Source organism: Pseudoalteromonas sp. T1lg122 (genome assembly GCF_002964825.1).
GTDB lineage: Bacteria > Pseudomonadota > Gammaproteobacteria > Enterobacterales > Alteromonadaceae > Pseudoalteromonas > Pseudoalteromonas gelatinilytica.
In genome coordinates this window covers 32,003-46,611 of record NZ_PQCG01000032.1, presented here as the reverse complement: position 1 = coordinate 46,611, position 14,609 = coordinate 32,003, and the positions used below count along the sequence as shown (strand labels likewise).

The window sequence follows — 14,609 nt, the reverse complement described above, 5'->3', positions numbered from 1 at the left end:
CTTAGTTAGCAACCACGTTAAGTAGTTTGCCTGGTACGTAAATTACTTTACGGATAGTCGCGCCATCAGTGAACTTAGTCACGTTTTCTTCAGCAAATGCTAATGCTTCAACTTGCTCTTTAGTTGCATCTGCAGGCACTGTTAGCTTAGCACGTAGCTTACCGTTAACTTGTACAATGATTAGCTTCTCATCTTCAACAAGTGCTGACTCATCAACTGTTGGCCATGCTGCATCTAAGATATCGCCTTCTTTGCCAAGGTCTTGCCATAACTGGTGACACATGTGCGGTGTGATAGGCGCAAGCATGATAAGTAATGCTTCAAGTGCTTCGTTAGCAATTGCTACATCTTGTTTATCAGCAAGTGGTGCTTTAAGTAACTTGTTCGAAATTTCCATGATTGCAGCGATTGCAGTGTTGAATGTTTGACGACGCTCAACGTCATCAGTCACTTTTGCAATTGCTTTATGAAGTTCACGGCGAAGTACTTTTTGGTCGTTATTTAACGCTGATTTATCAAGCGCTTGATAACCTACTGTTTCAACATCAACAGCGTATTTCCAAATACGTTTTAAGAAACGCATTGCACCTTCAACACCTGAATCAGACCATTCAAGAGTTTGCTCTGGTGGTGCAGTGAACATCATGAATAAACGCACTGTGTCCGCACCGTACTGGGCGATAACTTGTTGTGGGTCGATACCGTTATTTTTCGATTTCGACATTTTGCTCATGCCTGCAGAGAATACTGGCTCGCCATCTTCTTTGTGCCACGCTTTAACAACACGACCTTTGTCGTCTGTTTCAGTTTGTACGTCTGTTGGTGAAATCCAGATATCACCGCCTTTCTCATCTTTACGATAGAAAGTATCTGCCAATACCATGCCTTGACATAGTAAGCGCTCAAATGGCTCATCAGAGGTTACTAAACCAAAGTCACGTAATAATTTGTGGAAGAAACGCGAGTAAAGTAAGTGCAAGATCGCATGCTCAATACCACCGATGTATTGGTTTACTGGTAACCAGTAATTTGCTGCACCTGGTTCAATCATGCCTTCGTCAAAACGTGGGCTACAGTAACGAGCGTAGTACCAAGACGATTCCATGAAGGTATCGAAGGTATCTGTTTCGTGGAATGCCGGCGCGCCATTTACAGTTGCTTTAGCCCACTCAGGATCAGCTTTGATTGGTGAAGTAACACCATTCATTACCACGTCTTCTGGTAAGCGAACTGGCAGCATGTCTTCTGTTGCAGCAAGCTCATTACCATTTTCGTCGCTTAACATTGGGATTGGAGAGCCCCAGTAACGCTGACGGCTAACACCCCAGTCACGTAGACGGAAGTTCACTTTACGCTCACCTACACCCAGTGCTTCTAGTTTGTCTGCAACGGCATTAAACGCTGCTTCAAATTCAAGGCCGTCGAACTCACCAGAGTTAACTAACACGCCTTTTTCAGTGAATGCTTGGTTGTCTAAATCAACGCTTTCTTCTGAACCTTCAGCTGGCGCAATAACTTGAGCAATCTCAAGGCCATACGCTGTTGCAAACTCGTAGTCACGTTGGTCGTGCGCAGGAACAGCCATAACAGCGCCTGAGCCGTAATCCATTAATACGAAGTTAGCGACCCAAATTGGTACTTGCTTACCTGTCAATGGGTGAATTGCATAAAAGCCTGTTGCAATGCCTTTTTTGTCCATGGTCGCCATGTCTGCTTCGGCGATTTTCGTGTTTTTACACTCATCAACAAACATTGCTACAGCATCGCTGTTTTTAGCGGCTTCTTGAGCAATCGGGTGACCAGCAGCAACAGCTACATACGTCACACCCATGAAGGTATCTGGACGCGTTGTATAAACACTGAATGTGTCTTCGTTATCAGCACGCTTAAATTCGATTTCTAAACCTTCAGAACGACCAATCCAGTTGCGCTGCATGGTTTTAACTTGCTCAGGCCAGTGATCAAGCTTATCTAAATCATCTAATAGCTCTTGTGCGTAATCAGTGATTTTGATGAACCATTGTGGAATTTCTTTTTGCTCAACAATCGCACCTGAACGCCAACCACGACCATCAATTACTTGCTCGTTAGCAAGTACTGTTTGGTCAACTGGATCCCAGTTAACTGTTGACATCTTTTTGTAAACTAAGCCTTTTTCGTAAAGCTTAGTGAAGAACCATTGTTCCCACTTGTAGTATTCTGGGTGACATGTTGCGATTTCACGATCCCAGTCGTAACCAAAACCTAGTTGCTTTAACTGGTTACGCATGTAATCGATGTTTTCGTAAGTCCACTTAGCAGGGGCCGTGTTGTTTTTAATTGCTGCATTTTCAGCTGGTAGACCAAACGCATCCCAACCCATAGGTTGCATTACGTTTTTGCCTTGCAAGCGTTGGAAGCGTGATACTACGTCACCAATGGTGTAGTTACGAACGTGACCCATGTGGAGTCGGCCGCTTGGGTATGGGAACATAGATAGACAGTAATACTTTTCTTTGCTCTCATCTTCAGTGACTTTAAATACTTGGTTTTCTTCCCAGTAGGCTTGTACTTTTGACTCAATGTCTTGCGGGTTATATTGCTCTTGCATCTACGATTCCAGACTTCTTGCAAATTAATAAAAAATTGTCGATAAGGATAACCCAAAATACATGCTAATCACAGCGGCAAATAGGCGCTTTTGTTAATTTTCCAAGGAAATATATTTTCAGGGCAGGTTAACCTATACTCAACTAGAATAACGGTTGATTTTTCATCACTTTTGAAGGAGTAAACGATGGCAGATTATAAATCTTGGCTGAGTGATTTGAGTGCTTGGCTTAAAGACGTAAAAGATCATGAGCTCAAGGATGCAATGGAGAAATTTGTTGAATCAGAGCAGGCACTTAAAGATTTAGGGCAAGAAAAATTAAATCAGTATCGTGACTATTTACAACGCGATATCGACCACATCAAAGAAAACGACAGTCACTATGATTCACTCGCATGGCTCGAGCTTAAAGAGTCGCTTTGGTACGAGTTGTCGCACATTGAAGATAAAACTCAGCTCGAATGGCAAGCCTTAAACCAAGATTTTCAACACAATGGTGTTTATCAAGAAGGAGAATGGATAGCCATGGGCACATTAGTATGTAAAAATTGTCAACATAGTTACGATGTTTACCATGCTACGCAAATTACTCCTTGTACTGAATGTGGCGGTATTTATTTTCGCCGTAAGGCATTACAACCTTAATCAGTGACGCAAGCTTGTGCTGGGCGTTACCTATAATGCCCAGTCAAGACTGGGAAATAAGAAGTTAGAATGACAAAAAAACTAATCCCACTACCTGTTTCTGCGTTAGCACCTGAGATTGCGGCGAGTCATGTTGCCACGTGTATGCAAAACCCATATCCAGAAGCGTTGCCATTTATTGGCCAGCAACGTGCGCAAAGTGCCCTCGACTTTTCACTGGGCATGGAGTTACCTGGTTATAATGTTTATGTGATGGGTGAAGCTGCACACGGTCGATACACTTTAGTAAAAGACAAACTCACAGCCCATTCTAAAGACCGCCCAACGCCTAATGAGTGGTTGTATGTTAACAACTATGACGACCACCGTGAGCCAATCGCGTTATTTATGCAAGCCGGTCAATCGAAGCAATTAGCTGACGATATAGACTCTTTTATCGACGAAGTACTCGATACATTCCCAGCAGCTTTTGATAACCCGGGTTATCAGCGCAAGAAAAAATCAATCGACCGTGAGTTTAACGATACCTATGATGCGGCAATTACTGCTGTTGAAATTGCTGCTCTTGAGCAAAGTGTTGCGCTGATTGAAGAAAATGGTGTTGTTGGATTTGCGCCTTTAGTTGATGGTAAACAACTGAGCGACAATGAATTTTCAGCCCTAGAAGAGCCTCTACGTATTGAGTTTTATGAGGTTATTGAAAAACTTGAAGACGCATTAATCGAAGCATTGATAGAACTACCTCGTTGGAAACGTGAATCATCTGAAAAACTGCGTAATCTTAAAAAATCTACCGCAGAGCTTGCTACGAAACCACTTATTAAAGCCCTTGAGCATAAATACGCCACGCATATTGGTGTATTACGTTACTTAAAAGACATCCGCGAAGAAATTATTGATGCAGTTCTTGAGTGGCTTGACGACGATGACAACGACGAAAACAAAGAAGATTTTGACCGTAAAGGGATGCTAACGGACTTCTTTGCGCCAAATATTCTCGTAGAATACAAAGAGGGCGATGCAGCCCCTGTGGTGTATGAGCCGAACCCAACCTTTGGTAATATTTTCGGTAAAATTGAATATGCGACTTCGCAAGGCTCGCTTATCACCAGTTACCGCTCAATTCAGCCTGGGGCACTGCATCGTGCCAATGGTGGTTATTTGATTATGGATGCCGAGAAAGTCATGGCGAACCCACAAGTGTGGGATGGCCTAAAACTGTCTTTAAAAACGCATCAAATTAAAAACGACTTACCCTATCAAGACAGCTCTGTAGGAAGTAGTTTTACACTACGTCCGCAGCTTATACCTCTTGATGTAAAAATAGTGCTGCTAGGCTCTCGCGACCTTTATTACACGATAGGTGAATATGATGAAGAGTTTGCTGAGTTATTCCGTGTCCTTGCTGACTTTGATTACTACTTGCCAAGTAGCGATAAACTGCAATATCAGTTCATTACCAAGGTGACTGAATATTGCCAGCAAACCCTTAATTGCACTGCAAATGAAGCAGCGATGGCAAGACTATTGAAGTTTAGTTACCGCCAAGCTGAGCATCACAATAAGCTCTCAGCTCGTTTTGCCGATGTATTGGAATTAGTGGCAGAAGCGAGTTTTTATGCCAAGCAAGATGGGCAAACTATGATTGATGCTCATCACATTGATGAAGCCATTGTAGGCAAGCAATACCGCACCGGACAAATTTCAGAAACCATGCTGAGCGATATCAAAGAGGGGCAAATTTTAATTGCAACCGAAGGTCACGCAGTGGGCAAAGTAAATGGTTTAACTGTGCTGCACATTGGTGATACTTCATTTGGTACCCCTGCACGTATTACCGCCACTGTGTACGCAGGTGCAGATGGCGTAATTGACGTTGAACGAGAAGCTGAACTGGGTAAAGCCATTCACTCAAAAGGGGTGATGCTATTAACCGGTTACTTAGGCAATAAATATGCTCAGCAATTTAGTCTAACGCTCAGTGCCAATATCGCGATAGAACAAAGCTATGGCTATATTGATGGAGATAGTGCTTCATTAGCAGAGCTATGCGCGCTGATATCAGCTATTACGAACTTACCTATTAGCCAATCTATTGCACTGACTGGTTCAATTAACCAGCATGGTGATGTGCAATCAATTGGTGGCGTCAACGAGAAAATAGAAGGCTTCTTTAAGCTTTGTAAAATGCGTGGCCTAACCGGCGAGCAAGGGGTGATTATTCCTAAGTCAAATCAAGTTAATTTAGTGCTTGATGATGAAGTGATTGATGCCGTTGAAAAAGGGCGCTTTAACATTTATGCCGTTGAAACCGTTGATCAAGCACTGAGTTTATTAATGGATAAAGACGCAGGCGAAATGACCGCAGAAGGTTATCCAGAAGGCTCTATTAATGCACTTGCGTTAGCAAGGCTTGCCAATATTGCGGATATCGTAAATGGCGATAATGATGATGAGAAGGACGCTGAATGATTAATTTAATACTTTTACTGATCATTAGTATTTTTTGCTTTTTAATTTTTAAAAATAGTAAAAAAGCGAAGCTTCAAGCACTTGAAAATGAGAAGCTTGCCGCGGATTTTTTAGCGAATAATGGCAAAGCTGATGATGTTCATGAAACCGCATCTGGGTTGCAATACAAAATTGAGCAAAGTTCAGGTAATGACGCAAAGCCAAGTGCAACCAGTAAAGTAAAGGTTCACTATCACGGTACGCTTATGGATGGCAGTGTTTTCGACAGCTCAGTGGTAAGAAATTCGCCAATTAGCTTTGGTTTAAATCAAGTGATTGCAGGCTGGACCGAAGGCTTACAACTTATGAGCGAAGGGGATAAGTTTACCTTTTATATCCCGCCACAGCTTGCATATGGCCGTAAACGTGCAGGCAGCATTCCAGCAGGCTCGCTACTGATATTTGATGTAGAGCTGATAAAGATAGAATCTTAAAATGTAAAAAAGGCTTCATTAAGAAGCCTTTTTTAATTGCCTGCTAAAGTAGTTGAATAGATTAACCTCAACGCAAACCTTATTGAAGGTAAAGTAGCTGAAACTTTTAAAGTAATTTGCTCTTTCGAACATGCACGTTGCAGTGTAATAGCTAGCTAATCTTGCGTTGACAAAATTGTTCAATAGCTGTACAAATTCATCAGTACCCTTTTTGGGTCTTTTGTTGTTGAAGTAGTAAAGCCTCATCTCATTTTTTAAAATGAACTCCTATAGCCCTTAGAAAACCTTCTGAAAATGAGGTTATTTCTTTTATTTGGTAATTTTAAAGTTGCATTACTAAAAGGATTTTTGAATGTACAAACTAATATTATTGTTTATTATTTTTTCGGGAATATCTTTGTCTGCTTTTGGTCAGGCAGAAGTTGAAATCTGCAATAATTGCTCTCAACATCAAAAAGACAAGATCGCAAGGTTAAGCGTTAACTCTGATACTAAAGTTGTTATTGTGGTCGATATGCTTAATGAAACAGCATTAAAATACGATACTCACTTCATTGAAGATCGGTATGGTGAGTCAGTAGTTAATGTTTCTTTGTCTGAGCTTAGTAATGATGAACTTTTTGATTTAGACCTTCTATATGAATACCGCAAAGAGTTAGTACGTGTAATAACGCGTGCTTCTGAAAAGAGTATGCTTAAAAATGGGCAAAGTACTCAACGTAATATATCAACCCCTAAGCAAACTAATACCAATGCAAATGATAATTCCCCGTTAGGAAAGGAGATTGAAGTCAAGGGAAGTCCCTATGACTTTTTGCTTGCCAGTTATTTTAGAAATGATGTTTATGACTTTTATTTTGCGGGTGAGACATCAGCTTTAGCAAAAATTTTATTACCAACTAAGGGAACAATTAAATTTCCGAATATGAATAAGTTAAAGCTATATGTTCGTATAAACTTTTATAGTGATGATTTTGCTAAAAGCCTAAATGGCTTTATTAGCGTAACACTAAATCCAGTAATTAAGTCATTTAATATTTTAGGTGGGCGAGATGGATTTAAAAACTCAATTCCTTTGAACCATGACGAAATTAGTGGTCATGATTTTATATTTGCCAATGCTAAGAGCGAAGATAAAAATGAGAGCGAAAGAAATGAACACGCCAAGTTTGAAAGATACTCCAGTTCACTAGAGGGGGGAGTTAGTTGCCGAGTTGTGGAAACCAAAACGAAGGGAAATAACAAAATATACACTTATCAATGCTAGCGTTATAAGTTAAAGAGTGGAGTTACCACTCTTTAACTGTCGTCTAAACTTTTATTTGTTGTTTTTAACCCTAACAAGCACACCAACAGCACCAAGTAATATCACTACAATCCATACCGGCCAATTACCATATTGGCTATAAATGCTATCGCCTTTAATTAACGAGATATTGGCTTCGAGTACATCCGCTTTAAATTGCGGCATAGCCAATTGTGATTTAGTGATGGGGTCGTAAACGGCGCTAATACCATTATTCGTCACGCGAATTAGCGGGCGCTGTAACTCTAGGGCGCGCATACGCGCTATTTGCATATGTTGATGCGGGCCATGCGAGTCACCAAACCATGCATCGTTACTCACCGTGAATAAGATGTCGGAGTCACTGCGATAATTACCACGAACTAAATCAGCAAAGGCAATTTCATAGCAAATAGCCGGTAAGATATTTAAGCCATTTGCGCGTAAATTGTTTTGCACTTCATCACCTCGAGTGAAGGATGACATAGGCAAATCAAACAGTGGTGCGATAGGGCGTAAGAAGTCTTGGAACGGCACAAACTCACCAATGGGTAATAACTGATGCTTTTGATAGCGGTTTTTACCTAAATATTGATAGTGGCCTTCACTGTCATCATGCTCTTTTTTACCCAGCACAATGAGCGTATTAAAAATGTTACGCGTGTCGTATTGATAGTCAACAATACCGGTAATGAGTGCGGTGTTATTAAACGTGGCAGCACTATCAAGGCCTGTTAAATACTCGGTTGATAAAGCTTCAAGCTCAGGAACTGCAGCTTCTGGCCAGACAATTAAATCAGCATTCCAATGCAGGCGAGTCATATCTTGGTATTTGCTCATCGTCGTCCAAAACTCAGACGGCTCAAAGCGAAGATGCTGTTTAATATTACCCTGCACCAGTACAGTTTTTATAGTTTTGTCTTGGTGATGTAGCTGAGTGCTGCTTGCAATCGCATATAAGCCTGCTAGGAAGACTACAGAGGCGATAAGAGGTTTGCCATCTTTATTAGCTAGGCGATATAAAGCAAAAGCAATAAGTACGCATACCAGCGTGATACCAAACTCGCCGATTACTGGGGCTAAAAAATTGAGTGGGCTATCGGTTTGTGTGTAACCAAAGCTCAACCATGGGAAGCCTGTCAGCAATGTGCCACGTAAGTACTCTGTAGTAGCTACAGCGGCAAGTAACCAACAGATAAAGCTATTTGGGCCTTTAGCAAGGCGTGTAGTCAGCCAAGCGGCTAATGCAGGATACAGAGCTAAATAAGCACATAGCAACACCATTAACGACATCGATGCGATTAATGGCATGCCACCAAAGGTCGCTATAGAGACATGCACCCAACTAATACCCGCGCCAAACCAGCCTAAACCAAATAAAAAGCCATATTTAGCACTTTGTTTTGCGGCTAATTTACCGTTTGCGAGTGGGTTAATACAGTAGAGTAGAGCACCAAGAGATAGAAAGGTTAAAAACCAAAGGTTATAGGGAGCGTAACTTAAGGTTAAAAAGAGGCCCGCAACAAGTGCGAGCCAGGCTTTTTTATCTTTTGCAAGGTGGCTTAGGTTAGTTAGCAGTTTCTTCACTGTCGTTATCATCAGCCTTTGGAATGGTGACTTGCAATTGTAAGATGCGGCGGTTATCAGAGTTAGTGACTTTAAACTGTAAGCCTTCTACCTCGATTGTTTCACCACGGCTTGGCATATGACCAAATGCGTGTAAAACAATACCCCCTATGGTGTCAGCATCGGAAGTGCTGTAACCGGTTTTAAAATATTCATTGAAGTCGTCAACTTCTGTCAGTGCTTGCACCGCATAAACGTGTTTAGCAACTTGGCGAATATCTTGTTGTTCTTCGCTTTCGTCGTGTTCGTCTTCGATTTCACCCACGATGATTTCGAGAATATCTTCGATGGTCACAAGGCCAGACACACCACCATACTCATCAATAACGATAGCCATATGGTAACGCTGTTGACGGAACTCATTAAGCAGCGTGTCTACACGTTTACTTTCAGGCACAACGACAGCTGGGCGTAGAAAGCCACGTAATGAAGGTAACTGCTCATCTTTGTTTAAGATAAGCGGTAATAAATCTTTTGCGAGGAGAATACCTTCTACATGGTCTTTGTCTTCACACACCACAGGAAAGCGTGAGTGTGTTGAGTCAACCATCATAGGTAATAGCTCTTCTAAAGGTGTATCAACCTCTAAGGTTACCATTTGTGAGCGAGGGATCATGATATCCCGCACTTTTAGCTCTGATACACCTAGTACCCCTTCAATCATTTCTTTGGTTTCAGGGTCGATAAGGTCGCGTTCTTGCGCATCGGCAATTACTTCTACCAGCTCTTCTCTATTCTGGGGTTCCCCTTGCAACATTTGGGCTATGCGGCCCAGCCACGTTTTGCCAGAAGAACCCTGGCTAGTTTGCGAGTTGTCGTCGCTCATTGCGTCTAATTGCTCCGTTAATTTAAATATCGTCTCGATATGGGTCAGCGATGTTCAGATCGGCAAGTAATTGCTTTTCTATGCTTTCCATTTCGAGTGCATCTTCGTCCTTTATATGGTCAAATCCAAGTAAATGCAAGCATCCATGAATAACCATATGGGCAAAATGGTCGTGAAAGGTCTTTTCTTGCTCAATTGACTCGGCTAAAACAATGGCCGGACAAATGATTAAATCACCCACTAAAGGTAACTCAATACCCGGTGGTGCTTCAAATGGAAAAGATAAGACATTAGTCGGTTTATCTTTGCCACGGTAATCATTATTGAGCTGCTGACTTTGTGCTTCATCGCTGATCACAATAGTCAGTTCTGCGTCTTCACGATAATGACTGAGGGCTTTATCAGCCCAAAGTTGAAATTGTTCAAAGCTTGGTAAGTTGTCAAACTCACAGGCTATTTGTAAATCTAATTCGGTCACGAGTTTGCTTCTTGTTGGTTTGCTTGTGCTTCTTTAGCTCGTTGCTTTTCAGCGCGCTTTAATCGTTCTGCTTCATCATTGCGCTCGTACGCTTCAACGATACGGGCAACAACCGGGTGACGCACGACATCGTGTGATTGGAAGAAATTAAAGCTAATTTCATCCACACCGTTTAATACTTCGATAGCATGACGAAGGCCAGAGCGAGCACCGCGCGGTAAGTCGACTTGCGTGATATCGCCGGTGATCACTGCTTTTGAATTAAAACCGATACGGGTTAAGAACATTTTCATTTGTTCAGCAGTGGTGTTTTGGCTTTCATCAAGAATGATAAACGCATCATTGAGTGTACGACCACGCATGTAGGCAAGGGGCGCAACTTCAATCACGTTTTTCTCAATCAGTTTTTCGACGCGCTCAAAACCAAGCATTTCAAATAATGCATCGTATAAAGGGCGTAAATACGGGTCGATTTTTTGACTTAGATCACCAGGTAAGAAGCCTAGTTTTTCACCTGCTTCTACCGCCGGACGGGTGAGTAGAATACGGCGAATTTCTTGACGCTCTAAGGCATCAACTGCCGCAGCAACCGCTAAATAGGTTTTACCTGTACCAGCAGGGCCAATACCAAATGTTATATCGTGATGAAGTATATTCGCGACATACACGCCTTGGTTGTCGTTACGTGGTTTAATTACACCACGGCGAGTTTTGATGACGATGTCTTTACCGTATACATCTGGGTTTTCATCTTGTTCTAAGGCATTTGACTCGCTAATAGCCAAATGCACGGCTTCAGGTTCAATTTCGCCAATCAGGCCGCGAATCGGTTGAGTGTCAATATAGAGGTTTTTTAGTATCTCAACAGCCGCTGCTGCAAGGTGCAGTTTACCGGTTACTCTGAAGAAATTATCACGGTGAGCAATCTCGACACCGATGCGGCGCTCAATTTGCTTAATGTTTTCGTCAAACGGACCACATAAAGATGAAAGGCGTTTGTTGTCGGCGGGTTCTAAATAAATCTCTAATGTTTTTAACTGATTACTCAAAATTGCTTCCTATTGATGGGTGCAGGCGGTGCCTGCACCAAGTGTCACCCTAAGGTACGAAAGTAGCAACGCCAATTTCGTTAGGGGCCGCAGCGGCCTCTGCTTCAGCTGCTTTACTTAGAATTGCTGAAGGTGCCACATCGCGACGTAAGTTCATTTCTGATTCTGTACGAATTAATTCACCACGTAAAGAGTTTGGCAGTGCTTCAGTGATACGAACATCAACGAATTGACCGATCACTGAATGAGGGCCCTCAAAGTTAACTACACGGTTGTTCTCAGTACGGCCGCGTAATTCCATTGGGTTCTTCTTAGAAGGACCTTCAACTAGGATACGTTGCTCAGTACCAAACATTTGGCGGCTAATTTGCTGCGCCATTTGCGTGATGCGGTTTTGTAATACGTATAAACGCTCTTTTTTCTCTTGCTCTGTTACGTCATCTGGTAAATCAGCAGCAGGCGTACCTGGGCGCGCACTGTAGATGAAGCTAAAGCTCATATCAAAACCGATATCATTGATAAGGTTCATGGTTGCTTCAAAGTCAGCTTTACTTTCGCCAGGGAAACCAATGATAAAATCTGATGACATGCTTAGGTTAGGGCGAATTTTACGTAACTTACGAATTGTCGATTTGTACTCGATTGCAGTATGACCACGTTTCATAAGGTTAAGAATACGGTCTGAACCACTTTGCACTGGTAAGTGTAGGTGATCAACAAGCTCAGGCACATCAGCATAAGCATCGATGATATCTGGTGTAAATTCTACAGGGTGTGAAGTGGTGTAACGAATACGGTCAATACCGTCAATCGCTGCTACATAACGTAATAAGTCAGAGAAGTAACAAATTTCGCCGTCGTGTGTTTCACCACGATACGCATTTACGTTTTGGCCAAGTAGGTTTACTTCACGTACACCTTGCTCTGCAAGTTGTGCGACTTCAAGTAAAACGTCATCAAGTGGACGACTTACTTCTTCACCACGAGTATAAGGAACTACGCAGAATGTACAGTATTTAGAGCAACCTTCCATAATTGATACAAATGCAGAAGGACCTTCAGCTTTTGGCTCAGGAAGGCGGTCGAACTTTTCGATTTCTGGGAATGAAACGTCAACGACCGATGTGCTATCGCCACTTTGTACTTGCTTAATCATTTCAGGTAAGCGGTGTAATGTTTGCGGGCCAAAGATTACATCAACAAACGGCGCACGCTGACGAATAGAGTCGCCTTCTTGCGATGCAACACAACCACCAACACCAATGATTAAGTCAGGTTTGTCATCTTTTAATAGCTTCCAACGGCCAAGCTGATGGAATACTTTTTCTTGTGCCTTTTCACGGATTGAACAAGTATTGAGTAAGATCACGTCAGCGTCTTCAGCTTCTTCAGTTAACTGATAGCCGTTAGTCGCATCTAGTAGATCAGCCATTTTCTGAGAGTCGTACTCGTTCATCTGACAACCCCAGGTTTTAATATGCAGCTTTTTACTCATTGAAATATAGCCTCGTTTTCAATTCGGTAGTGACACAAAAATGTGTTAGAAACAGGATTAAGTGGCAAGTATGCCGACTTAAAGGACGCGTATTTTAGCTGGATACCCGCACAGATCCAAGTATAGTTTTTATCTTTGTGGTGTGAAATCAAACAAGTCACTGTTTTGAAATTCTTAAGCAGTAAATGCACTGACACTGATTATTGAATTACGTTACAATTTGTCGCGTATTTAAATAGCCAAATGAGCGAATATTAAATGAATAAAAATAGGGTAATTGTTGTCGGTGGTGGCATGGTCGGTGCTGCTACAGCGGTAAAACTGGCAAAACAGGGTAGGGATGTCACCGTTATTGAAAAGCACCTTATCGATGCCGATCATATTCTTAGCTCAGATAAGGTCGATATTCGCATTTCGGCTATTAATCGTTTTTCAGAAAATTTACTCGATGACCTTGGTGCCATGCCATTGCTAAGACAAAATCGTATTGCGCCTTATCAACAACTTGAAGCCTACCAACAACAAGGTGAGAATTTATTGTTTGATTGCCATGAAATTGGCGAAACGCACTTAGGTCATTTAATCGAAAATAATTTAATTCAAGCAAGTCTCTGGCAGCAATTTTCAAAATACAACATCGAAGTGATAGAGCAAACGTCAGCCATCACGGATATTACACAAACGGCTGATTCAATCACCTTACATTATGGCGATACTCAATATTCCGCCGATTTAGTTGTTGCAGCAGACGGTGGACAGTCACAATTGCGAAGCAAAGCTGGCTTAGGTGTGACGGGGTGGCAATATGGTCAGCACTGCATGGGCGTATTAATTAAGTTAGATGCCCCGCAGCAAGTAAAAACGTGGCAACAATTTAAGCCAACCGGACCCGTAGCGTTTCTACCGATGCAAGGCCTTATGCTAATTTAATTTGTTATCACGATGCTGCGGTTTTAAAGCAGTGGCAAACATTGTCGAATGAGCAACTCAAAGCAAACCTCATTGCGCATTTTCCTGAACTACCGGGCGACTTTGAGCTGCTTGAGCATGCTGTTTTTCCACTTGCACGCCAACACGCTAATGATTATTCGCACGGCCGTTTAGTTTTAGTTGGTGATTCGGCGCATACAATTAACCCGCTCGCTGGGCAAGGTGTGAATTTAGGGTTTCAAGACGTCGTTGCACTGGCAGATATATTGGCAGATCAACCTGATGTTGGTCAGCAAGCGTTATTGAAACGCTACGAGAAAAAACGCCGCCACGCCAATTTACTAATGATGAGTATGATGGATGCATGTTACTTTGGTTTTTCAAACGAGATAAAGCCATTAAGTTGGGTGCGCAGTAAGTTTTTAAAGCTTGCTAATAACACAGGCCCTGCAAAAAATTGGGTTTTAAAGTATGCAATCAGCGGGACATTAAGTTAATCGTAAAAAATTAATCGTACTAAAGACAAAGAAGCGGGGTAATGAAAATTAGCCCGTTTTTTTGTGCTAAAAATTATCGAATATACTTTGAGAAACTTGAAACTTGAAACTTGAAACTTGAAAGGGAAATAAGTAGTTGGCTGGGATACCAGGATTTGAACCTGGGAATGGCAGGATCAAAACCTGCTGCCTTACCGCTTGGCGATATCCCAACGCTAAACTTGAAGAGTTTTAGTTCTACTT

Annotated in this window: 10 protein-coding genes, 1 tRNA gene and 1 pseudogene; 5 read left to right on the top strand and 7 right to left on the bottom strand. The window is 42.0% G+C overall.

Translation table 11 applies throughout. The features are described from left to right. Position 1: 1 nt before the first annotated feature. The gene (gene leuS, locus C2M33_RS12800) at positions 2 to 2,590 is read right to left on the bottom strand and encodes a leucine--tRNA ligase (protein ID WP_105174590.1); all 2,589 of its coding nucleotides are present in this window, start codon (positions 2,588 to 2,590) and stop codon (positions 2 to 4) included. A gap of 186 nt (positions 2,591 to 2,776) precedes the next feature. Here leuS and C2M33_RS12795 point away from each other — a divergent pair, with 186 nt between their 5' ends. The 4 genes from C2M33_RS12795 to C2M33_RS12780 all read left to right on the top strand — a co-directional run bounded on the left by C2M33_RS12795 (position 2,777) and on the right by C2M33_RS12780 (position 7,447). Continuing rightward, complete coding sequence (locus tag C2M33_RS12795) at positions 2,777 to 3,235, top strand: zinc ribbon-containing protein (RefSeq protein WP_054551664.1); 459 nt, start codon at positions 2,777 to 2,779, stop codon at positions 3,233 to 3,235. A 69-nt stretch (positions 3,236 to 3,304) separates the two neighbouring features. Beyond that, positions 3,305 to 5,707: a Lon protease family protein gene (locus C2M33_RS12790; protein ID WP_063702315.1), complete on the top strand. Its 2,403-nt coding sequence runs from the start codon at positions 3,305 to 3,307 to the stop codon at positions 5,705 to 5,707. Further along, positions 5,704 to 6,180, top strand: coding sequence for an FKBP-type peptidyl-prolyl cis-trans isomerase (locus C2M33_RS12785; protein WP_105174589.1), 477 nt, complete (start codon positions 5,704 to 5,706; stop codon positions 6,178 to 6,180). The genes C2M33_RS12790 and C2M33_RS12785 overlap by 4 nt, the downstream gene beginning before the upstream one ends. Positions 6,181 to 6,532: 352 nt before the next feature. Then, positions 6,533 to 7,447 (top strand): hypothetical protein, encoded by a 915-nt coding sequence (locus C2M33_RS12780; RefSeq protein WP_063706114.1) that lies wholly within the window; start codon positions 6,533 to 6,535, stop codon positions 7,445 to 7,447. A gap of 51 nt (positions 7,448 to 7,498) precedes the next feature. Here the strand turns inward: C2M33_RS12780 and lnt are convergent, their stop codons facing one another. Genes lnt through miaB form a run of 5 tightly spaced genes read right to left on the bottom strand, consistent with a single transcriptional unit; the run spans position 7,499 to position 12,939 of the window. Then, positions 7,499 to 9,052, bottom strand: a complete 1,554-nt coding sequence (gene lnt, locus C2M33_RS12775) for an apolipoprotein N-acyltransferase (RefSeq protein ID WP_199776369.1) — start codon at positions 9,050 to 9,052, stop codon at positions 7,499 to 7,501. After that, positions 9,033 to 9,917: a CNNM family magnesium/cobalt transport protein CorC gene (gene corC, locus C2M33_RS12770; protein WP_063706110.1), complete on the bottom strand. Its 885-nt coding sequence runs from the start codon at positions 9,915 to 9,917 to the stop codon at positions 9,033 to 9,035. The genes lnt and corC overlap by 20 nt, the downstream gene beginning before the upstream one ends. 22 nt (positions 9,918 to 9,939) lie before the next feature. Then, on the bottom strand, positions 9,940 to 10,395 hold the full coding sequence (ybeY, locus tag C2M33_RS12765) for an rRNA maturation RNase YbeY (protein WP_036967379.1): 456 nt from the start codon (positions 10,393 to 10,395) through the stop codon (positions 9,940 to 9,942). Then, entirely contained in the window at positions 10,392 to 11,444 is a 1,053-nt protein-coding gene (locus tag C2M33_RS12760) for a PhoH family protein (protein WP_105174587.1), read from the bottom strand. The genes ybeY and C2M33_RS12760 overlap by 4 nt, the downstream gene beginning before the upstream one ends. Positions 11,445 to 11,493: 49 nt before the next feature. Next, positions 11,494 to 12,939: a tRNA (N6-isopentenyl adenosine(37)-C2)-methylthiotransferase MiaB gene (gene miaB / locus C2M33_RS12755; protein ID WP_063706105.1), complete on the bottom strand. Its 1,446-nt coding sequence runs from the start codon at positions 12,937 to 12,939 to the stop codon at positions 11,494 to 11,496. Between the two features lie 258 nt (positions 12,940 to 13,197). Between miaB and C2M33_RS12750 the strand changes: the two are divergent. After that, positions 13,198 to 14,366, top strand: a pseudogene (locus C2M33_RS12750) (FAD-dependent oxidoreductase). 137 nt (positions 14,367 to 14,503) lie between these two features. On the opposite strand, the gene C2M33_RS12745 reads toward C2M33_RS12750, so the two are convergent. Further along, positions 14,504 to 14,578, bottom strand: a tRNA-Gln gene (locus tag C2M33_RS12745). Positions 14,579 to 14,609: the final 31 nt, after the last annotated feature.

Excerpts from the sequence above, each read along its gene's own strand:
- leuS (WP_105174590.1), bottom strand. The coding sequence starts at position 2,590 with ATGCAAGAGCAATATAACCCGCAAGACATTGAGTCAAAAGTACAAGCC.
- C2M33_RS12795 (WP_054551664.1), top strand. The coding sequence starts at position 2,777 with ATGGCAGATTATAAATCTTGGCTGAGTGATTTGAGTGCTTGGCTTAAA.
- C2M33_RS12790 (WP_063702315.1), top strand. The coding sequence starts at position 3,305 with ATGACAAAAAAACTAATCCCACTACCTGTTTCTGCGTTAGCACCTGAG.
- C2M33_RS12785 (WP_105174589.1), top strand. The coding sequence starts at position 5,704 with ATGATTAATTTAATACTTTTACTGATCATTAGTATTTTTTGCTTTTTA.
- C2M33_RS12780 (WP_063706114.1), top strand. The coding sequence starts at position 6,533 with ATGTACAAACTAATATTATTGTTTATTATTTTTTCGGGAATATCTTTG.
- corC (WP_063706110.1), bottom strand. The coding sequence starts at position 9,917 with ATGAGCGACGACAACTCGCAAACTAGCCAGGGTTCTTCTGGCAAAACG.
- miaB (WP_063706105.1), bottom strand. The coding sequence starts at position 12,939 with ATGAGTAAAAAGCTGCATATTAAAACCTGGGGTTGTCAGATGAACGAG.